The sequence below is a fragment of the Gramella sp. AN32 genome (assembly GCF_023718305.1).
Classification (GTDB): domain Bacteria; phylum Bacteroidota; class Bacteroidia; order Flavobacteriales; family Flavobacteriaceae; genus Christiangramia; species Christiangramia antarctica.
The window spans coordinates 1-21,552 of record NZ_QEYO01000001.1 but is presented as its reverse complement, the minus strand read 5'-3'; the positions used below and the strand labels follow the sequence as shown (position 1 = coordinate 21,552).

General features: G+C 37.4%; 25 protein-coding genes. 7 read left to right on the top strand and 18 right to left on the bottom strand.

Annotation, left to right across the window (positions count from 1 at the left end; genetic code table 11):
• Positions 1 to 386 precede the first annotated feature (386 nt).
• Entirely contained in the window at positions 387 to 578 is a 192-nt protein-coding gene (locus tag DHD80_RS00125) for an Arm DNA-binding domain-containing protein (RefSeq protein ID WP_251738849.1), read from the top strand.
• Between the two features lie 522 nt (positions 579 to 1,100).
• Here the strand turns inward: DHD80_RS00125 and DHD80_RS00120 are convergent.
• From DHD80_RS00120 to DHD80_RS00035, 18 genes are all read right to left on the bottom strand, one after another.
• Entirely contained in the window at positions 1,101 to 2,339 is a 1,239-nt protein-coding gene (locus tag DHD80_RS00120) for an MFS transporter (RefSeq protein WP_251738848.1), read from the bottom strand.
• A 5-nt stretch (positions 2,340 to 2,344) separates the two neighbouring features.
• On the bottom strand, positions 2,345 to 4,504 hold the full coding sequence (locus DHD80_RS00115) for a copper-translocating P-type ATPase (RefSeq protein WP_251738847.1): 2,160 nt from the start codon (positions 4,502 to 4,504) through the stop codon (positions 2,345 to 2,347).
• 21 nt (positions 4,505 to 4,525) lie between these two features.
• Positions 4,526 to 4,819, bottom strand: a complete 294-nt coding sequence (locus DHD80_RS00110) for a phosphoribosylpyrophosphate synthetase (protein WP_251738846.1) — start codon at positions 4,817 to 4,819, stop codon at positions 4,526 to 4,528.
• A gap of 6 nt (positions 4,820 to 4,825) precedes the next feature.
• On the bottom strand, positions 4,826 to 5,479 hold the full coding sequence (locus tag DHD80_RS00105) for a hypothetical protein (protein ID WP_251738845.1): 654 nt from the start codon (positions 5,477 to 5,479) through the stop codon (positions 4,826 to 4,828).
• Positions 5,476 to 6,864, bottom strand: a complete 1,389-nt coding sequence (locus DHD80_RS00100; protein WP_251738844.1) for an MBL fold metallo-hydrolase — start codon at positions 6,862 to 6,864, stop codon at positions 5,476 to 5,478. The genes DHD80_RS00105 and DHD80_RS00100 overlap by 4 nt, the downstream gene beginning before the upstream one ends.
• 15 nt (positions 6,865 to 6,879) lie before the next feature.
• Complete coding sequence (locus DHD80_RS00095; protein WP_251738843.1) at positions 6,880 to 7,134, bottom strand: hypothetical protein; 255 nt, start codon at positions 7,132 to 7,134, stop codon at positions 6,880 to 6,882.
• A 39-nt stretch (positions 7,135 to 7,173) separates the two neighbouring features.
• Positions 7,174 to 8,016, bottom strand: coding sequence for a restriction endonuclease (locus tag DHD80_RS00090; RefSeq protein WP_251738842.1), 843 nt, complete (start codon positions 8,014 to 8,016; stop codon positions 7,174 to 7,176).
• 2 nt (positions 8,017 to 8,018) lie between these two features.
• Complete coding sequence (locus DHD80_RS00085; RefSeq protein ID WP_251738841.1) at positions 8,019 to 8,849, bottom strand: universal stress protein; 831 nt, start codon at positions 8,847 to 8,849, stop codon at positions 8,019 to 8,021.
• A gap of 117 nt (positions 8,850 to 8,966) precedes the next feature.
• The gene (locus DHD80_RS00080; protein WP_251738840.1) at positions 8,967 to 10,028 is read right to left on the bottom strand and encodes a class I fructose-bisphosphate aldolase; all 1,062 of its coding nucleotides are present in this window, start codon (positions 10,026 to 10,028) and stop codon (positions 8,967 to 8,969) included.
• Positions 10,029 to 10,039: 11 nt separating this feature from the next.
• Positions 10,040 to 11,053, bottom strand: a complete 1,014-nt coding sequence (locus DHD80_RS00075) for a type II glyceraldehyde-3-phosphate dehydrogenase (RefSeq protein WP_251738839.1) — start codon at positions 11,051 to 11,053, stop codon at positions 10,040 to 10,042.
• Between the two features lie 73 nt (positions 11,054 to 11,126).
• The gene (locus DHD80_RS00070; RefSeq protein ID WP_251738838.1) at positions 11,127 to 11,333 is read right to left on the bottom strand and encodes a hypothetical protein; all 207 of its coding nucleotides are present in this window, start codon (positions 11,331 to 11,333) and stop codon (positions 11,127 to 11,129) included.
• Between the two features lie 384 nt (positions 11,334 to 11,717).
• On the bottom strand, positions 11,718 to 11,996 hold the full coding sequence (locus tag DHD80_RS00065) for a DUF5676 family membrane protein (protein WP_251738837.1): 279 nt from the start codon (positions 11,994 to 11,996) through the stop codon (positions 11,718 to 11,720).
• A 17-nt stretch (positions 11,997 to 12,013) separates the two neighbouring features.
• Positions 12,014 to 12,232, bottom strand: a complete 219-nt coding sequence (locus DHD80_RS00060; RefSeq protein ID WP_251738836.1) for an SHOCT domain-containing protein — start codon at positions 12,230 to 12,232, stop codon at positions 12,014 to 12,016.
• A gap of 21 nt (positions 12,233 to 12,253) precedes the next feature.
• A complete protein-coding gene (locus DHD80_RS00055; RefSeq protein WP_251738835.1) occupies positions 12,254 to 12,469 on the bottom strand; it encodes a heavy-metal-associated domain-containing protein in 216 nt (71 codons plus the stop codon).
• Between the two features lie 10 nt (positions 12,470 to 12,479).
• Complete coding sequence (locus DHD80_RS00050; protein ID WP_251738834.1) at positions 12,480 to 12,716, bottom strand: hypothetical protein; 237 nt, start codon at positions 12,714 to 12,716, stop codon at positions 12,480 to 12,482.
• Positions 12,717 to 12,898: 182 nt separating this feature from the next.
• Positions 12,899 to 13,501 carry a WG repeat-containing protein gene (locus DHD80_RS00045; RefSeq protein WP_251738833.1) on the bottom strand — a complete coding sequence of 201 codons (603 nt, stop codon included), beginning with the start codon at positions 13,499 to 13,501 and terminating at the stop codon, positions 12,899 to 12,901.
• Positions 13,502 to 13,609: 108 nt separating this feature from the next.
• Entirely contained in the window at positions 13,610 to 14,191 is a 582-nt protein-coding gene (locus DHD80_RS00040) for a helix-turn-helix domain-containing protein (RefSeq protein ID WP_251738832.1), read from the bottom strand.
• 175 nt (positions 14,192 to 14,366) lie between these two features.
• A complete protein-coding gene (locus DHD80_RS00035) occupies positions 14,367 to 14,780 on the bottom strand; it encodes a hypothetical protein (RefSeq protein ID WP_251738831.1) in 414 nt (137 codons plus the stop codon).
• A 401-nt stretch (positions 14,781 to 15,181) separates the two neighbouring features.
• On the opposite strand from DHD80_RS00035, the gene DHD80_RS00030 reads away from it, so the two are divergent.
• The 6 genes from DHD80_RS00030 (at position 15,182) to DHD80_RS00005 (ending at position 20,800) form a co-directional block, all read left to right on the top strand.
• Positions 15,182 to 15,556, top strand: coding sequence for a hypothetical protein (locus DHD80_RS00030; RefSeq protein ID WP_251738830.1), 375 nt, complete (start codon positions 15,182 to 15,184; stop codon positions 15,554 to 15,556).
• Between the two features lie 110 nt (positions 15,557 to 15,666).
• Positions 15,667 to 16,545 (top strand): DUF3347 domain-containing protein, encoded by an 879-nt coding sequence (locus DHD80_RS00025; RefSeq protein WP_251738829.1) that lies wholly within the window; start codon positions 15,667 to 15,669, stop codon positions 16,543 to 16,545.
• A gap of 32 nt (positions 16,546 to 16,577) precedes the next feature.
• Positions 16,578 to 18,860, top strand: a complete 2,283-nt coding sequence (locus DHD80_RS00020) for a multicopper oxidase domain-containing protein (RefSeq protein ID WP_251738828.1) — start codon at positions 16,578 to 16,580, stop codon at positions 18,858 to 18,860.
• A gap of 155 nt (positions 18,861 to 19,015) precedes the next feature.
• Positions 19,016 to 19,432, top strand: coding sequence for a hypothetical protein (locus DHD80_RS00015; RefSeq protein ID WP_251738827.1), 417 nt, complete (start codon positions 19,016 to 19,018; stop codon positions 19,430 to 19,432).
• 309 nt (positions 19,433 to 19,741) lie between these two features.
• The gene (locus DHD80_RS00010) at positions 19,742 to 20,347 is read left to right on the top strand and encodes a DUF3347 domain-containing protein (protein WP_251738826.1); all 606 of its coding nucleotides are present in this window, start codon (positions 19,742 to 19,744) and stop codon (positions 20,345 to 20,347) included.
• Positions 20,348 to 20,800: a heme-binding domain-containing protein gene (locus DHD80_RS00005; RefSeq protein ID WP_251738825.1), complete on the top strand. Its 453-nt coding sequence runs from the start codon at positions 20,348 to 20,350 to the stop codon at positions 20,798 to 20,800.
• Positions 20,801 to 21,552 lie beyond the last annotated feature (752 nt).

Genomic DNA, 21,552 nt, shown 5'->3' with positions numbered 1-21,552 from the left:
TCAAGCCCATATATTGAAATTAATATTTTTTGTATTTTTATACTATCAAAGGCGATTAATTGAAATTAACGCTGTTGTTCTTTTATGTTTAGTGAATGATTCAGTGAATATATCCGCTCGATAAAATATAAAGTGGCTGGTGATGAGACTTTCGACAAGCTGGGAGTTTCCTGCCACCCCGACCAAGACCATTATCAAATGGTATCAAAACCTTGTTAATCATATGATTAACAAGGTTTTGTAGTTTTAGGTCACTCATAGAATTTGATGGGAAATCATATAAAATGAGTCCGATTCGGTGACCTCTTATTATTTAGGGCTATTTGCCCGAACAGTTGATTTGACTTTCGTTTTCACGCATTTTGTTTAACCTGAAAACGATTATTATGAGAAATTCGGTGACCTTTGGGATTGTCTTTATCCCAAAATCCAGTAAAGCCAAAAATGGTAAGGTTCCCCTTTATGCCAGAATTACCCTTAACGGAGAGCGAATTGAATTGAGCCTGCAACGTAGAATCACCCTAAATCTCTGGGATGACCGGAAAAGTCGTCTTAGAGGGATGCTGTTTCCTTTTTGATGCTGATACATTTTCAGCATATAGAATTAGGGAGGACTTATAAAAGGGCAGACGAAGTCAACTGGGTTATGCAGTCCGGCTAAATTCTATATGCTGGTATTTTGCATTTATAAAAAGAAAAAAACAGTAACGGCTGAGAAGTAAATGGAGAACGAGAAAATGAAAAACAAACTGGAAGGAGAATAAAAAGCTAATACCTAAAATCCTTAATGAATTTAGGATGTTAGATACTTACGCTAGAAGATATGCTGGTTTTATTATTTTAGGCTTTAGGGGGGAGACATTGATAATATTTTACCTTGAAAAGAATAATTATCCATTAAATTTTGGTTTAATAAAAATATAAAATGTTGAAATTATAGGAAGACATCTGATAAAATGCCTCTAAACCTTTTAAACAAAAACTCTGCAACTAAAGGCCAGAGATTTGTCTTACATGGTTCATAAAGTCCATAAATGGCTATTCTTCATAAAACATGTATTGTAATATAATAGATTTAGAGTATAAAGTTTTTTTAGAATTCAATTAATAGGTTGAAAATCTTCATTTATTCTCATTTGGAGTTTTAAATAAAACAGTAATCCTATGGAGGTCAAGCTAATGATACCGGCTATAACAAAGGGATAATAAAAACTACCAACGATCATCCATGTGCCTGTAATCGGTCCCAGAATTTGCCCCACACTATTGGCCGATGTCTGGATAGAAATATTGCTACCTGCATTTTCTTTTGAAAGTAGGGAAACGGCTGAAAGCAGGTTTGGCGTCACCATTGCACCCCCTGCGGCAAATGTGATAATAAGGCCATAGACATAAAATTCGTTATTAAAAAAGGGAAAAGCGATCATTGAAATTCCTGAAATCAATAATCCAGTACCAATTTGTTGCTTTGTAGTTAATATTTTTTCACCATAGGTTGCGAACACAGGTTGTAATACCGCCATTACCGCTCCACAAAGCATAAAACCAAGACCTATCTGATTACTGGTAAACAACAACTTATCTTTTCCATAAATTGAAGAAACTGTTTCAAAGAGGGTAACTACAAACTGCATTACAAAAGAAAGCAGTAACAGAATTATAAAAAATCTATTAAAAGAGAAATTTATTTTCGGTTTTTTTGAGAGCATTTTAGCGACTGGTTTAGTGTTTGTTAGTTTTTTGATAATTAGTGCTAAAACCAGGAATCCTAAAAAGGCCACCAGAAAAAAAGGAATTGAAAAACGATCCAGATGTAGAACACCCATAGAATACTCAAAATGCAAATTGGTCTGGGATAGAAAGCTGCCCAAAACAGGTCCAAAAATAACCCCTGAACTAATAGCTACCCCAGACCAGGCCATAATCTTGGTCCTATGTTTTATAGAAGTAATATCACTAAGGTATGCGTTACTAACAGGAATAACAGCCGATGTAAATATCCCTCCCAGGATTCGTGCTATATAAAGCATTGTAAGAGAGGTTGCCAATCCAGTAAGCAGTTGCATTACTATAAACCCTATCAATCCAATAATGATAATAGGTTTACGACCATATTTATCTGAAAGCTTTCCCCAAACCACTACAAATAGTAACTGAAATAACGGATAAATGCTCGTGAGCAATCCAATATGGAAATTGATAGGGTCGCCGTCGAGATTGTCTTTTAATGCTAATCTTTCGGTATAGTAAGGAAGGGTAGGTAATAAAATACCATATCCGAGCATTACCACAAATAAACTTAGCAGGACTAAAAAAATCCTGCCAAGCTTCCTATTCATTTGCATTATTTTTTACCGATTTTCTTTTTCAACAATTGTGCATTAATAGCAACAATAATGGTACTCAAACTCATAAATACTGCTCCTACTGCAGGTCCCAGCACAAAGCCAGAGGAATATAAAACCCCGGCAGCCAATGGTATGGCCACAACATTATACCCGGTTGCCCATATTAGGTTCTGGATCATTTTATTGTAGGTTGCTTTCCCGAATAAAATCAGGTTGGCAATATCCTGTGGGTTGCTGTTTACCAAAATAATATCTGCGGTTTCGGCGGCAACATCGGTACCAGAGCCTACCGCAATACCCACATTGGCCTGTGCCAAAGCAGGTGCATCGTTTACCCCGTCTCCAGTCATCGCGACAAATTCGCCTTTACCTTGCAGTTCCTGAACGATTTCCACTTTTTGATGTGGGAGTACTTCTGCATAATACCCATCCAGACCGAGTTTTTCACTTACAGCTTTGGCGGTTTTTTCATTATCACCCGTAGCCATCAGCACTTTAATATTGTTCTTTTTGAATACTTTAATAGCTTCAGCAGATTCTGGCCTGATCTCATCGGCAAGTGCTATGTAACCTGCCAATTCATTATCGATTAAAACGAAGACAACGGTTTCGGCGGCATCGCTATAGGCATCTTCAGGAATGTTTATTTTTTCATCCCTTAAATAACCAGGGCTTACTACTTTTATTTGTTTCCCTTCAACATTCGCTTCAACCCCTTTCCCGGTAATGGCGTTGAAATTTTCAGGTTTTGGGATGCTAACCTTACCTTCTTTTACTTTTTTAATAATACCTACGGCAATAGGGTGCTCCGAGCTTTGTTCCAGGGCGCTTGAAAGCCGTAAAATTTCTTCAGAAGAATAAGACCCATTTACTGATTTAATTCGGGTTACCCCAAAATCACCTTTGGTTAAAGTTCCTGTTTTATCAAAAAGCAATGCCGAAATTTTACGGGATTCTTCAAAGGCAGTCCTGTTTCGGATCAGCAAGCCATTTTGAGCCGAAACCGCTGTTGAGATGGCAACGACCAATGGGATGGCAAGGCCAAGTGCATGTGGACAGGCGATGACCATAACGGTAACCATTCTTTCCAAAGCATAAACAAAAGGAAAGCCCAATATCAGCCAAACTGCCAATGTGCCAAATCCAATGGCCAGGGCAATATAGGTTAGCCACTTCGCGGCCCTGTCTGAAAGGTTTTGCATTTTGGATTTGGTTTTCTGTGCTTCCTCCACCATGGTGATTACCTTATTGAGATAACTGTCTTTTCCGGTATGTTCCACTTTAACTTTTAGGGTACTATTTCCGTTTATCGAACCTCCAATGACTTTATCATCCAACTCCTTTTTAACCGGTTTGGATTCCCCGGTAAGCATAGATTCATTCAAATAGCTTGTGCCTTCAGTGATAATCCCATCGGCAGGGACTTTCTCTCCGGGTTTGACCAAAATGATGTCATCCTTTAATAAATCTTCCAATTTTATATCTTCAACGTTATCACCTTTCACCCGATGTGCTTCGGCTGGCATCATACTCACCAATAATTGTAAAGCTTTTGATGCCCCCAAAACGCTTTTCATCTCTATCCAGTGACCTACCAGCATAATAGCAATAAGGGTAGCCAGTTCCCAGAAAAAATCGACTCCGTCCAACCCAAAAACGGTCGCCGAACTATAAAAATAGGCCACACTTATCGCCATGGCGATCAAGGTCATCATCCCGGGTGCCCCTTTTTTTACTTCGGAAATAAAACCTTTCAGAAAAGGCCAACCTCCGTAAAAATAAACCACAGAGGATAGTGCAAAAAGAATATACTGGTTCCCGGGAAGCAAAAATTCATAACCCAAAAAATCCTGGATCATTGGAGAAAAGAACAGAATTGGGATAGTAAGTACCAGCGTTACCCAAAACCGCTTCCTGAAATCGGCAATCATCATGGCATGATGGTCATGCCCCATCTGCCCATGGCCAGGACTATGTCCTGAATGATCGTTACTTCCGTGATCCATCTTACTATGATCCATAGCTTCACTATGGCCGTGTTTTATTTTTTCGGCCAGGCTGTCTTTTATTTCGTTTACCTTTTTTTTAGCTTCTTTCTTTGTGAGACTCTTTCCTTTTCCGTTTTTCTTGTGTTGGTGATGTTCGTGATTTTCCATAATTTTGACTTTTGTTGGTTTTTATCTCAATTTTTTTCGCATTGCTTCTGAAATGTTTTCTGCATACATACCATAGGCATCCACCAAAAGGCCCTTAATCCCGTTTTTGGACGAAATGGCATAGAGAACGCTATTATCGTCAGTGCTGCTCATTCCTTCAAAACGGTATAATTCATCTACTTTAAAATCTTCAGGATGGATTTCGATTTTAAGCGAAGCACATTCCAGGCATTCGGGTTTTAAATTAAAGTCATAGGGGTAATCATTTGCCTGTAGATCATTTATTGCTTCGGAAAGGGTATCGTAATTTTTCATTTGATTTTATTTATAGTTCATTGTGAAATAACTGCCATCTTCTTCGGTAAACTTTTGAAAGGTCAATAGACCTTTTTCATTTAATTTTTCGTTGACGGTATAGTTGAGTTGCTTGATGCGGATCCCAAAGGCATAGGCTTTGATGTTTATTTTTGACCTTATAATTTTAAAGCCTTTGTCCACTTCCAATTTTCTGTCATAAATTTTTATGTTGCTTTTGGAACCAAAAAAATTCAACAGACCCGAATCAAAACTCATTTCAAGCTCAATATCATACAAGTTATCCAAATCATACAATTTTTTAAAGTTTTTAGAAGTAGTATTGATTTCGGTTTCCTTTGATTTTGGGTTGGAAAACGGAAATGCCATTAGCATGATACTTGCTTCATCGGGTTTACAGCGATAGGTGGTAGTGTATTTATCGGTAGGTTTTTTGTCTTTGTCAAATAATTCTGTGATTACTTCAATTTCATAATATCCATTCTTCTCTATAACATTTTCTGCTTCAAAAGTTTGTTTATTTAAAAAAGCACCTTCTTCATAGAAATTCTCCCGAACAACAGATCTACCCGAAATCTGCCCTATGAGCATTTCTTTCTGGCCATTCATATCGGAAAAGCACAACAAGAGCAGGATTGATATATAGGATATCATCTTCATTGCACCGAATTGATAATTGTTTCAATACTGTAAAGCTGCGGGATTTCCGAATCCCAAGCATAGGTTTCCTTTATTCCTATTTGTACGGCTTCCGCACCTTCTTTCTCGCCGTGCACAATAAAGATTCTCTCTGGCTTATTTTTTATTTTGCTCATCCAATCCATAAGTTCAGCATGGTCTGCGTGTGCCGACAGCCCTTCAATTTCAGCAACCTCCATATTAAATGGCACCCATTTTCCATACACTTTTAGTTCTTTATCACCTTCTAGCAATTTTCTTCCACGGGTTCCTTCAGCTTGATACCCAACAAAAAGTAAGGTGTTATTCGGGTTTTGCGCTTGTGTTTCAAGATAGTTGAGCATTCTTCCACCAGTAAGCATTCCGCTTCCGGCAATTACAATTTTTGGTTTATTATCAGTTCGTAATTCCATAGTTTCCCGATAACTGCTTACTACTGTAAAATGCGAACACATTTCATCACATTCATTATCTTCCAATCTGTGCCAATCCCGCGTACGATGGAAGAGTTCCAAGACACTAGCGCCCATTGGACTGTCCATTATCATAGGTACTTTTGGAATTTTCTTTTCTTTCAGTAATTTCCAAAAAATAAGCATCATCAGTTGGGCACGTTCTACCGAAAAACTGGGGATAAACAGACTGCCACCTCTATTGATGGTGTCGTTAACCAATTTTTCAATTTCCGAGATAGCCTCTACCTCGTCAGGATGAAACCTTCCGCCATAGGTCGATTCTATGAAAAGCACATCGGCTTTTTTTGGTTTCAGGGGTGGATAGAGCAATAAATCATTTGTTCTTCCAATATCTCCTGAAAAAACAAAACGTTTTCCGTATACATCTAACTCGATGTAGGTAGCACCAAGAATGTGCCCGTTGTATTGAAATCGAGCCCTAATACTATCAAACAGTGGAATCCATTGTGCTTGCGGAATACCCTTAAAATGGGGAATGGTTTTTTCTACATCTTTTAAATCGTATAGTGGTTCTGCTGGGCTATGCTTGGAATAACCTTCCTTATTGGCGCGCTCAGCTTCCTGTTCCTGTATTTTACCACTATCATTAAGTATAATTTTTGCAATGTCCAACGTTGGATTGGTACCATAGATAGGACCGTTAAATCCTTGTTTTACCAATCTTGGCAGATATCCAGTATGGTCCAAATGTCCGTGTGTTAGCAAAACCATATCAATTTCTGAAACCTCTACGGGTGGATATTCCCAATTTTTAAGGCGTAATTCCTTTAACCCTTGAAAAAGACCACAGTCTATCAATATTTTTCTATTTCCTGTGTCCACTAAATATTTTGAGCCGGTTACTGTACCTGCAGCGCCCAAAAAGTGGATGCTTATTTTATTTTTTTTCATTTTTATAGTATTTATTTAGTGTCCACTACAACAAGAAGAGGTGTTTCCTTTGTCTTGATTAGGTTTGCACAATTCCGCTATTTCATTATATAGATTTCGGGAATCCTCTTTGATAATAAGTGCCAGTCTCTTTATGGATTTAGGCTCAAAATTTACCATTCCCAATAATATTTCTAGGGCTTCTTCAAGTAGTTTTGGGTCATCTTCCAAGGCCTGGTAAAATGGTTCGAGATCAATGCTGTCCTGTGGTTTCAATTCTTCAGTTTTCATAAGTTTTGTTTTTAAGATTGTTAAACTTTTTATTATTCATTAAGTGCTTTTACATAGTGCTTCTGAGTCTTCTAAAATCTTTTTATGTCTTTTTTTATCAATTCCTATCTGCTCCAATAACGCAGGGTTTTCGTGAAGTTCTTTGCAGAGCACAATACCTTTATCCAATAGTTTTGTTTTTTCGGCTTTGGTTATAGTTGTTAAAGCAGTTAGTGGGTGTAAACCAGATTTATCTATTCTATCTTTTAAACCGTTTCCTATAGGGTAATCCCAGCTTGTCAATAATAATCCTACACATTTACCATATTGAATGGCATCTGTGGTAAAACGGGTATTGGTATAAACCCCTCCCTGATGAGATTTAGTTTCGTGACCTTTTTGATGTTCCCATTGTTTCTCCACATCCAAAAATCTTGAGTGGATATATAAGGGAATCTTTACATTACAAAACCTACCTTGATCACTATGGTATTTACATTCAATCATATAATGTTTCTCCTCTTTTTGTGCTATCACATCTATTTCGTGCTGCACACAATTACCCTGTACAATCACACCAACTTTTATTGTATATCCTTCGTACGCAAATAGTTTTCCCACCAGCTTTTCAAAAGGAAAACCAGAGGGTCCCAATTCCATCAGGGCTTTTTTGAGTTTGTATTTTGAAGCACTTATCCGTGACCTGCTTTTCAGCATTTTAAACGCCATTTGATAAATTTTTTTGGTAGTCATCCCTTCTTCAATTTGCCCTTGCACCTTCCGGGCTATCTCCTGAACAATATTCTCATCTGCCCGTGAACGCCGTAGGGAGTTGATGAGTTTGTTTATATCAAAAGCTTGGTACTCACCGGAATATTTTTTTACTAGAACTGATTTATTCATCGTTATACTTTAATGGTCATCACCGGCAATTCGGAATGATTGGTTACGCCCTCGGCGATACTCTTAGAAAACAAGCTTAAAAAACCTGTGTGGCCATGGGTACACATAGCGATCAAGTCGGCATTCCCGTACTTTAAGAAATTGTTTATGCCGGTTTCCACGGCAGGCTCGTTATATACGTTCATTGAATAATTATCCAAATTTGGAAATTTTTTCAGGAATTCTTTGATGGGGTTTAAACCTTGTTCAATACTATTAAAATCGGTTTGTGTGTTGATCCGCAATAAGTGGATTTGCGCGGCACATTTTTCAGCAATAGAAATAATGTGCTTAAATGCTTCGCTTACATCTTCTCTAAAATCTGAAACAAAAACAATATCCTTAAAAGGAAAGGATACTTCTTCCTCCTTGACCACAATTACCGGCACATCAGCTTTTCTCACAATTTTTTCCACGTTGCTGCCCAATAACTCACGTACCCCACCTTTGGTGCCGCTGCTTCCTGTAACTATAAAATCGTGGTGAAAATGGCCGGAATGCTCCAAAATATTGGTTTGGCCTCCATTATATTCTAAAAAGACCCTGCATTCAAGTCCCTGTCGTTCCGCTTTTTTCTCCAGTTCCCTTAGATCGGCTTTTGCACTTCCTATTTGTTTTACGGTCTCGGGATACCGCTTTTCCTTTCGTTTATCCAACTTTACCCAATCCACGGGGGTGTTCATTAGATGGAAAAAATGGATTTCGGAATTATAAAGTTTCGCCATTTTAATTCCTAGTTCCGCTGCTTTATCGCAGTTTTTGGAAAAGTCTGTAGGTACGAGTATGTTTTTCATAATTTATTGAATTTTAGTTGCAATGGTATTGTCAGATTTCTCTTTGTCAAAACCGTTTAAATTATAAAGGTTAGGAGGTTTAAGCCTATTCCTGAATTTTAAATTATTAGCTTATAATCAAGCCACCGTGATACTATTTTCCAGATACACCTGTTGCACGGCCTGTAATAATTTAATTCCTTTACTAAAAGGTCTCTGGAACGCTTTTCTGCCCATTATCAGCCCAGAACCCCCAGCCCTTTTATTGATGACGGCAGTGGTAACTGCCTGAGCCAAGTCTGACTCACCTTTGGAGCCACCACCGGAATTAATCAATCCTATCTTACCCATATAGCAGTTGGCTACCTGTAACCTACATAGATCAATGGGATGGTCTGTGGTCAACGTTTCATACATTGCATCGTCATATTTGCCAAACCCAATTTCTTTAAACCCGAAATTATTTGTGGGCAGTTTCTGTTTGATGATATCTGCCTGAATCGTAACCCCTATATGGTTGGCCTGGCCTGTAAGATCAGCCGATGCGTGATAATCTTCTTTATCGGTTTTAAAAGCTTCATTTCGGGTATAGCACCATAAAATGGTAGCCATACCTAAATTGTGTGCTTCCTCAAAAGCTTCTGAAATTTCCCTTAGCTGTCTATTACTTTCTTCGGAACCAAAATAGATGGTGGCCCCCACGGCAACGGCGCCCATATCCCAAGCACTTTTTACTTTTCCGAATAAAGTTTGGTCATATTTGTTAGGATAGGTGAGCAGTTCGTTATGGTTGATCTTCACGATAAAGGGGATTTTGTGGGCATATTTGCGGGCGTTTAGCCCCAAAACCCCAAAGGTGGAAGCAACCCCGTTGCAACCGGCCTCAATGGCAAGTTTTATAATATTCGCCGGGTCAAAATAATCAGGGTTTTTATAGAAGGAGAAGGCTGCGCTATGCTCAATCCCCTGGTCCACGGGCAGAATACTCAGGTATCCTGTCCCACCAAGGTTTCCATGATTATACAATTGGGAGAGGCTTCGTAGTACCTGTGGATCGCGGTTGCTGTTCACAAATACTTTATCTATAAAGTTCCTGCCAGGGAGCTCCAATTCATCTTTTGTGATTTTTTCACTAACGTGATCCAAATAGAAAGATGCTTTTTCTCCTAAAATTTCTGTGATATTTTTTTCTGTTTTCATTTTAATAAGAGTTAATGAATTCCTAAACTTTCATTGGTTTTGGCAATGGATTTTGCCCCATCGGTTTCAATTCCGGTAAGGGCACGAATGGCATCGATGGTTTCAGGTATAACAATCGCTTGGTTATCGACTACATAGGCATAAAAAAGTTCGTCTCCCTGTACCTTTAGCATATCTTCCCAAAGGGCAACTTCATACATATCCCCCCAGGGCCTGCCCATATCCAGGAACATTTCCTTTATGGTATTGTTGGAAACCAGTCCCTGGTCATAATGGATCATTTTTATCCGCGTGGACGTTTTAAAGGCATTCAGCACTTCTTCTTTCGTGGCTTGTTTTTTTAACTTCACATTCCAGTAGTGCATATGGCTTAAGGTTTCTGGCACTTTCACTGCAGCAGTGATCACGTCCAAATCGGGATCCACGCTTTGTGCGTCGGGACCCTGATGGCTCGGGATGTCTTTTTCGGGCACCATGGTGTTCATAATACCACCAAGATGGCTTTCCCAGGGATCTGTGGCCCTTCTTAACAATGTTCCCCGTGCATGATCCAGTAAACCGGCTCTTTTTAAAGCGGTTAGGGTTCTTAAAATAGAGGTGGTGTTGCAGGAAACAACCCTGGTGGCATCCAGATTTATAGCCGATTTGTAATTGTTTTCTGCACTAAAGGAATGACCAGTGGTCTGGTGTTTTTCACCTCCCTGGACAATAAACTTGAGGCCTTGTTTTTTATAGAGTTCCACATTTTTTGCTGCAATGTTCTTCGGGGTACAATCGACCACGAGGTCCACTTTATCCAATAGGTCCTGCATATTGCCCTTTACCGAAATACCGTAAGCCTTCATTTGTTTTTCGGCTTCAGTGGTTGCCGCATAGATATCGTACTCTTTTCTCACGGCGTTCTGTATGCGCCAATCACTGATGACATCGCAAACCCCAACAAGGTCCATATCATCTTGTACGTTAATGGCATCGGCGACTCTTTTGCCAATGACCCCGTATCCTATTACTGCTATATTTTTCATATAAACTGAGTTTTTAATTATTTATTCTTTTGTTTTACTAACTAATGCTTATTGATAATAAGTGTACAATTGACTATAGCAACCAGACGAAATAAACTGCAAATTTAAATTTGCCCAAATCAGCTACGGCTCTACGCTTACCTACAGTGACCAATGAGGCTTTTTCTTTATATTCGAAAGGATTTGGGCCCTCATCCTTAATTATTTTCAATAGCATATAATCCAAATATTTACCTTGCTGAATAGCTATTTGTGCTACTTGCGGATAGCCTTTTGGCATTTTTCTGTAATTACAACTGGTATCTCGCCTATGGAAAAAATGTTTTCGTAACCTTCTACTATTAAAAGGAGTCGGTTTTTAATCGGTTGCCCTCAACCACATGTTTTTTTATAAATACCCTTTGGAAGTTGTCCTTTAACACCTGCGAGTCCAGATTAGGATTTTGGCTGGTCTTACCACTTTTTGGCAGGTTATCGAGGTTCCAATACAGCTCCACATATTGAGGAACTGGAGGATACTTCCGAAATAAACAAAGTGGAATGAAGCTCATTTGAAGCATTACTTTTCTATTTTCATTTTGGATCAAGTAGATAACTAGCTAAAGAGCCAAAATGATAAGCGACCTTATGAACCAGACGGTGTTGCAGAATCCTTCAGAGTTTTTTAATTTTCTACATTTATTTGGGCATTATAAAATGCTGCAATGCACGCACCAACCAACCAGCTTATAATGAATGTTTGAACAATGCCTAATAATGCCTCCAATAGGGGGACATCCATCCTAATAATATTGGTAGTATCCAGGCCATGTATCAGGCTGTTAAAGAATTTTATGGTTCCTTCCTGTCCTGCTGTGGCCATTACGATCATGCATCCCAAATAGACCAATGCTCCTGTAAGTCCAAAAGCAAAACCGAGTTTTTTTATGTTTAATCGATACATAGTTTTATGGTTTTAAGTTAGTTTTCTGACTTTAAAATCTTTTTAGATTCTTCAAATTCTTCTTTGGTAATTTCACCATTGGCAAAACGCCTTCTAAGAAGGTCCAAAGGATCTTCTTTTTTTGATTTTTGATAAGGAATGTCCGATGGAATAAAAAATATCCAGCCTAAAAAGACTAACCAAATAAACCACCATATTAGGTGCATGCCTCCAAAGTGTCCGTTATAGAAATCCATAATTTTAAATTTTAGTTATTTTTAATTCATTTTTTCAATGGTAAAACCCTCAATAGAATTGAGTTGTTTTTGTAATTCATCAATGGAAAGTTTTTCTTTCATCCTGATGACCGTAGCTCCCTTTGGGTTTAGATAAACCTTTGTCTCTTCAATAGCCGGATGTGCTTCCAAAGTTTTCTTGATCCTGGCAATACAACCGCCACAACCTATCCCACTTATGTAATATTTTCGTTTCATATTATTAAGTTCAGTGATGTTGATGTTCTTTTTTTCCTTTGTCAGGTGAATTTCCTTTATTTTCCTCTGAATGATTTCCATGACCATGCCTTGAGTGATGCATGGGCATTAATAAATGGATGGCAAACATTAAGAGGATAAAGGCAAAAAGTGTATTATATCCTGTAATTCCCAAACTGGGGGCCAGGAAAATAAGGAATAAGGGGATTGCACATCCCACTACCATCCATAACCAGTGATTTTTCATAATTTCTGTTCTTTAGTTAAACTTTATTTTTAATGATCCCCGGAATGGTCGTTTTCGCTAATCTTATCATTAGCTACCATTCCCATTTTATTCATATCCATTCCTTTTTTTGTCCCTTATATTTTTACAGGACTCTGCACAGTCTTTTCTCATCGATGCTTTTATATTTAAATTTTTGCGGTTCAATTAATCTTTTTTATCGTCCACTTGTTGTTTTCTTTCACAGCTACTGTATTATTAGACAGCAGTTTTGAGGTTATGATAGGTGGTACCTGCTGGTTTTTTTTATTTGAAGGGGCAACGTGTATGGCTAGTTGGGTCAAATATTGCGTTGCTTTTCCTGCGGTGTCAATAACAACTTCAAAATAGTGGTAGTAGGCCACCGGCTTGTTGAAAATATCGTTGTAGCCCACAATTTCTTTTTCCACCACGATTGCCAGTGCCACACCATCCTTAAAATTGGTAGCGTTTAAGAATTCTGGTTTTATGACCGTTTTTCCGGATTTGTCTATATAGCCGAAGTAGGGTATGCCATTCTTTTCAGCGGTAATGAGGCTTCTCTCATTGTTAAAGACTGGATAAGTGGAATTGTCATTATCTGAAGGAACCAGATCGTCCCTAAACTCCACTACAATTTGCCCTTCTTTATCAATAAATGCCCATTTATCCCCTTTTTTAACCGCTGCAACCTCATTGTTGAAGGGTGATATATAATCTACATTTTCAATAATTTGAGTGAATCCCAGTAACGGGAACAACATTATTGTGATCATTAATTTTTTCATTGTTTTTAAATTTTAGTTTATGCTAATTTTTTAATACTTCATCTTTACTACACCTTTTTAAAATTACAGGCTTTTAAAATGCTTCATTTTCATAATTTTCTTTCTTATTTATATGATTTCATCATAGAAGTTCCGCTTCCAGTCTTTTGAATTTTTATAATCGGTCATACTCATTCCCTCCATTTCTTTAAATTGCCCCGACAAATGGTTAATGCTACTGTAATCAAGCATAAATGCCACATCGGAAAAGGAATATTGCTTTAACTGGATGAGTTCCTTTACCTTTTCTATTTTCAGTTTTATAAAATATTTTTCAATGGTCGTATTTTCATTTTTGGAAAATAGCCTGCTCAATATTTTATAGTCTTTGTACAGGCTTGAAGCCAAATGTTCTGAAGTGTTCATTTTTAGATGAAGGGGCAATTCGGTAAGAAGTTCTATAAGGATGATCTTTATTTTTTCTACCAGCATTTCTTCTTCACTTTGTACTATTTCAAAACCATTTGAATGAAGAACTTTAGTCACATTATCAATTATCTCGTGTTCTGTTTTATTTGAAGCTTCTACCACCAATTTTCCTAGTTCCAACGAGAGCACGATCACGCCAAACCCTTCAAGTTCTTGTTTTATAACTTTTAGGCAGCGGCCACATACCATATTCTTGATCCAGAATTCTTTCTGTAAATCCATAGCATTATGTATTTGGTACAGGAATATTTTAACCAACAAAATTGGTGAAATGTCTTGCTTGAATTATTGAAAGTGTAATGTTTAAAGGAATGAGTTCACCAATAATAAACTTATAGGTACTACTGGATAAAACGGAAGAACAGGTCAACTGAAAATAAGCCTTCCTAGATATCAGTTAAATTAAATAAACCTCGTGGAGGACCTGTATATCTTTTGGTATGAGGGGTGGGTCGTAATTTAAAAATGGAACGGTATTCTTATCCAGTCCTTCAAATAAATTTGCATAAGTGTACACTAATGTGTGCAGGAAAACCAGGTTTTGATTTTCCATTTTAAATGAAGTTTTTTGAAGGTTATCCTCACCTTTTTTTATAATAGACTTATTATCACAACAACCTTTTTCTACTGAAGACTTTTTGGTAAGATTGGTTTGGGACATAATAGAAGAATCACAAACCTTGGCTTTGGTTAAAACAGCTATATCCACAAGCTTATTACAGCAGAAATGCATATTCACAGTAAAGGACGAGGTGGCGAACATTACTGCGAATATTAAAGAGATGGCTATTATTTTATGAAAGCGTTTCACTTTTTATAATTGGTTTGTAATAAGGTCAAATGTATACTGTAAGGATTACCTAAAAAATGACATTCGTCATATTTGATATTTTTTTAATTCAATATCACTCGTGTAGTACTAATAAAGGTATTTCCCGTCTAAAATTGTTTTCCGTAGTTGTGGATCGAAATAATATGTAGGGTAAAAAATTGAGGATTTTTTGGTACAAGGGCAACCTTTTTTCCAGATTTTTCCCTATGATAAAATGCATTCTCTCGGTCTTAAATAGTGCTTAAGCCCTTCTGGTAGTGAATAGCTGTTTTTTAAGGGACTACGAATCTTATATTAAAAAATTCATAAATTTAACCACTCCACAAAACCAACCTAAAAATGGATTGTTTTTTACGTTACATTAGCTTACTTATTTAAGAATGGGAAAAGTATTTCAAATAGTGATTTTGGTAATTACCCTTGGCATTTTTTTAGTGCCTACCAGTGTATTAGCACATATCGACCTTTCCCATAAATCTGAAAAAAATTGTTGTTCAGGTAACGTGGAACATGCTCAAGACGATTGTTGTAAAAATCATAAAACCCCCGACAATGAAGAAAATGATTGCAATGGAACTTGTGGGAACCTTGCCTGCCACTGTCCTTCTACAATAAACTTACCTGTAAATTATTCTACAACCTCGGAAGAAACAATTGCTGGGGTTATTTCTTTTTACAACGACCATTGGAACTACACCAAACAGCAACCCAAACCTTTTTATTTCCAGATTTGGACCCCTCCAAAATTAAGCTGATACGGCTTATTTTGTTATTTTGACAGCCACGGCTACGTCAAATTAAATTGAAAACAAATCCTTCGTTTTCAACATTCAAACTTATTAAACAATTTTAATTCCTTTTAAAAATGAAATCAATATTCAACATATTGATAGTGCTATTGGTAGTGCTATCAGCTACTTCGGGCTACGCCCAAATAAAAAACCAAAAAACCGAAACCGTAAAAGTTCTCGGTAACTGCGATATGTGTAAAACTTCTATCGAAAATGCAGGAAATCTTAAAAATGTGTCCAGTGTTATCTGGAACAAAGACAGCAAAATGGCAGAAATAACCTTCGATTCCAAAAAAACAAATCGGAGCGAAATACTAAAACGTATTGCTTTAGCGGGTTATGACAGCGACGAATATTTAGCGCCTGATAATGCCTATGCACAACTTGCAGAATGTTGTAAATACGAAAGACAGGACAAAGAACCCGCAATGGCCGTGGACCACACCAAAATGGAGATGGAGATGGAAATGACTATGCCATCTACTGAAAACCACACAGATATGACTATGTCCGAAATAAAGGAAATTAGTAATCTGGACGCATTGTTCAACAGTTATTTCGCGGTAAAAGATGCCTTGGTAAACACCAATCCTACAACTGCTGCCGCCAAATCATCGGAATTATTGACCGCATTAAAAGCCCTGAAAATAGGATCGCTAAAAGCAGAAGAGCAGACCACTGCCACTAAGGTAATACCGTCACTGTTGGAGGCTTCAAAAAATATCTCAGAAACAAAGGATATTGGCAAGCAACGGGAAATATTCAAAGTACTGTCAAAAAGTATGCACGAACTCATTTCTTTTTACAATGCCAACGAAACCCTTTATTACCAATACTGCCCAATGCAGGATGCCAATTGGTTGAGCAAGGATAAAACCGTTAAAAATCCCTATTACGGGTCACAAATGTTAAGCTGTGGCTCTACCGTGGAAACTATTGACAATAAAAAATAAGGATCAATAAAAATCTAATTTTTGACACCAGAATGAAAAAAATAATCACTGTGCTTTTGTTACTCGGATCTCTTTCCCTACAGGCACAGAATATCGTGCGCTATGACCTTTACGTGCGCGATACCATTGTTAATTTTACCGGTAAAGAAAAGCGCGCCATCGCCGTAAACGGACAAATACCAATGCCCACGCTCACATTTACAGAAGGCGATATTGCCGAAATTTATGTGCACAATGAATTGGAAGAAGAAACTTCCCTGCACTGGCACGGTCTGTTTTTGCCCAATAAGGAAGATGGCGTACCTTACCTTACTCAAATGCCAATTAAGCCACACACCGTCCATAAATATACCTTCCCCATTATACAGCACGGAACCCATTGGTATCACAGCCATTTTGGACTTCAGGAACAGATAGGGATGTATGGCTCTATGATTCTGAATAAAAGAGCGGATGATAAAACCTTCAGAAAAGGCATAGACGATTTGCCCACCATCCCCATAGTTTTGAGTGAATGGACAGATTTAAAACCCGAAAACTTGCATAGGATGTTGCACAATGCTTCGGACTGGTTTGCCATAAAAAAAGGCACTACCCAAAGTTATGCCGAGGCCATACAAACCGGACATCTCAAAACAAAACTTCACAACGAGTGGAAGCGAATGCTGGCTATGGACGTAAGCGACGTTTATTATGATAAATTTCTTATCAATGGAAAAAGTGAAAATGAGGACACATCCTTGAAAGGACTTAAAGCCGGGGATAAGGTGCGCCTGCGAATTTCAAACGGAGGTGCTTCCAGCTATTTTTGGCTTACCTACGCCGGCGGAAAAATAACTGTGGTTGCCAATGACGGTAATGATGTGGAACCCGTAGATGTGGATAGAATACTTATTGCAGTATCCGAAACTTACGATGCAGTGGTTACCATTCCTGCAGATAATACAGCCTTTGAATTTTTGGTAACCCCGGAAGACCGCACAAAATCAGCTTCTATCTATTTGGGCGAAGGAATTAAACAGCTCACTTCGCCACTCCCAAAACTGAAATACTTTGAAGGAATGGAAATGATGAACGGAATGATGAAAATGAATGGTGATCTGGACCAAATGGGGATGAATATGAGTATGCAGCAAATGGATATGAACGTGGTGATGTATCCTGAAATAACCGGTGCTGCAGAAAACGGAAAAGATATGATAATGGAAATGGGGGGCGAAGCACCTTCAGGCCATAATATGGATCAAATGGACGGAATGCAGATGAACGAGGAAATGTACAATAGCAATGAACTTTCAGATATCACGACACTTAACTACGCTATGCTAAAGTCGCCATTTGTAACTACACTCCCCGAGGAAGCACCTCTAAAGGAATTGCATTTTACGCTTACGGGCAATATGAACCGTTACGTTTGGAGCTTGGACAACAAGGTAATTTCCGAAAGTGATAAAATCCTGATAAAAAAAGGTGAAAAAGTGAAGGTTACCCTGTACAACAATTCTATGATGCGTCACCCAATGCACTTGCATGGTCACGATTTTAGACTGCTCAACGGTCAGGGGGATTACGCACCGCTAAAAAATGTGGTGGATATTATGCCTATGGAAACCGATGTCTTCGAGTTTGAAGCAAATTCTGAAGGCGATTGGTTTTTTCACTGCCATATTTTGTACCATATGATGAGTGGAATGGGCAGAGTGTTTAGCTATGAAAACCAGGAGCCCAATCCATTGATTCCAAATCCACAACTCGCATTGAAAAAACTAAAAGGAGATGACAGGGAATTTCATTTAATGGCAGAAAATGATTTTGCAACTAATGGAAATGATGGGGAGTTAATGGCACAGAGCACGCGTTGGAGTTTTGGCACCGAATGGCGTTTGGGATATAATGATATGCACGGATACGAAACAGAAACCCATATAGGGAGATATATAGGAAAAATGCAATGGTTGATGCCATTTGTAGGTTTTGACTGGCGCTATAGAAAATTGGCCCATAATGAGGTGGAGGAAAACCTTTTTGGCCAAAAAAATACCAAGGACAAGCGTTCTGTATTAAGTGTGGGGGTTAATTATACCTTACCACTATTAGTGATGGCACAAGCTGAAATATTTACAGATGGAAATGTAAGGCTGCAATTTGAACGTAATGATATGCCTCTTACCGCAAGGCTACGAATGAATTTAATGTGGAATACCGACAAGGAGTATATGGGGGGATTACGGTATATTGTAACCCGAAACTTAGGAATTACTTCGCATTACGACAGCGATATGGGATTTGGGGTGGGATTGAACGTAAATTATTAAAATTCAAATTAGTCCAATTTTAAAGGTTTTACTGCTATTTCAAGTGTATCATAACTCATAGTGAACACCGTATTATTATGAAATATTTTTTACATTTCGCGTTAAAATTTACTAAAAACCGAGTTGGAAGTTTGGTTTTTTCTAATTTTACATTTATGAAAAATATTTTTCGCAGAATATTGACTGTTAGTTTGACCGTTGTGGTTTTATTCACCACTACGTCATTTAAAGTTGATATGCACTTCTGTGGAAATAACCTGGTAGATTTTTCATTATTCCATAATGTACAAACCTGTGGAATGGAAAATGAACAGCCTACCAATACTTGTGAAAAAGGTTTTTCTAAAAAGCCTTGTTGTTCTGATAAACAACTAGTTATTGAGGGTCAGCATGATTTTAAAACTTCACTGGATAAGTTAGCGTACGGGCATTATGCCTTTGTGGCTACATTTTTCTCTACGTATATCAATCTATTTGATGAGCTTGATAATAACGTAATTCGATTTAAAGATTATTCCCCTCCATTTTTGGAGCGGGACATTCAAATTTTAGATCAGGTTTTTCTTATTTAATTTCTAGCCTTTTTATAATCTAGCCCAATAGCGATTGCTATTCTTGGGCTGATTTCGTTGTTCATTGATTGCCACTCCAGGCTTTCTTCATTGGGATAACTCAAAAACTTATAATTTCTGAGAAAATTTCAGCATAAAAAAAAGCTTGGAAAAAGACAACCTTTAAATATCATAAGAACCATATACCAAAGGAAAATATAACGAACAAACGAAAGTGAATGTTTCTGAATAACCCCACAATTCGCAATAGTACTAACGAAGTAAAATAACACAAAAATAATTTTTCAATTATAATTAAAAATAGATAAAATGAAAAAAGTAAGAGTAAGAATGGAAATTTTAATAATGACAATAATTGCGCTAACGGCAATGTCCTGTAAAGATGAAAATAAGGAAGATCCAGCTGAACCTATGTCCAGTGAAATGCACCAGGAGGAAGTGAATAATAACAAGGATTCAGATAAAATAAGGGCAGGAAAATCTGGAAAAGGAAGCCCAGATGCCATTTTGGATAACTATCTAAAAATCAAAAATGCACTAGTCGCCGATAACCAGGCAGAAGCTGCGAATGCTGGCGGACTTTTAGTTGCAAATTTTGAAGAATTTGATAGTAGCAACTATTCTTCTGAAGAGCAACAAGAATTAACTGATATAATAGAAGATGCCAGAGAGCATGCAGAACACATTTCAGAAAGCCCTATGGAACATCAGAGGGAGCATTTTGATATTCTAAGCAAGGATGTTATAGATATGATAGCTATTACCGGAACTAATCAAAAGCTATATCAGGATTTTTGTCCAATGTATAATAATAGCAAAGGCGCACAGTGGTTGAGCGCAACCCAAGAAATCAAAAACCCATATATGGGAAGTAAAATGATGGATTGTGGAAAAGTGCAAAAAGAGATCAATTAAGTGAAATTTGTCAAAATCAGTGCACTGATTTTATTAGTTGCTTTGGTGGGTATCCAGTTTGTGCCCACCAAGCGCAACCAAAGTAACACTGTGCCAAAAACCGATTTTATGTTGGTCAATAATGTGCCCGGGGCTGTTCAAAATAAGTTGCAGGTATCTTGCTATGACTGCCATAGTAATAACACCCAATATCCCTGGTACAACAAACTTCAACCGATAGCCTGGTTAATGGAGGATCATATCACAAAAGGAAAGGAAGAATTAAATTTTAATGAATGGGGTGAACTTTCGAATAGAAGAAAGAACAGTAAACTTCGATCAATCATCAGTCAGATTGAAGATAATGAAATGCCGATGGATTCCTATACCTTGATCCACAGGGATGCCAAGTTATCTGAAAATGAAAAAACTGAAATCATAAAATATATGTCTCAGCTTAAAAATAGTTTATAACGTTTTAAAGAAGAAAATTAAGAACAAGTTTAGCTCCAATGCTATTGATGGTACTTTCTTTTACTTATGCAGAGGAAAAAGAAAAAAATGGACCATAACAACCATAATTATAGAATATTTTCAGAAATCCAATAATATCAAACTTACTTCTCCCTATTTTGAAGGATAATAAATTTGAACAAAGACATGTTCTTCGGAAACTCTTTTTCTTCATCGCACCCGACGTAATAACTCTTAGTATTATCAGGACTTTAGATATATAAAAATTGAAAAAGGCTCTGAATAGATTAAGAAATTATCTTTTTAGTATTTTAAACAGAGGTAAAGAATAAATTAGAAATAACCTGAAAACTTGATGAATTTCTGAAATTGAAATTTTCATCAACTTCTGAAATGTGAACTATTCATGAATCAAATTGTACATAAATGTAGATGAAAATTATTATCTTAGAAAGGCGTGATTTGAATTTAAGCAAATAAATTAAAATGATAATTTGAGTCCGATCGGTGACCTTTCAAAAACACAAATTTTGCAAAGTCACTTATTAACAAGAGATAACAAATAAAAGGTGCGTTCTGCCGCCCCGATTAACTTATAACAACTAAAAAAGCCGATAATAAATACCTACCGTCTGGACATATTTCTAAAGAGGATCCAACCTTGCATAATAGAGGAGAATTTTTGTAAGCCTTTCCAAAAGGTTGTGATTCCGGGTTTTCTCTCAGAGAGATAGCCTTTCCAGCCGCCCAAT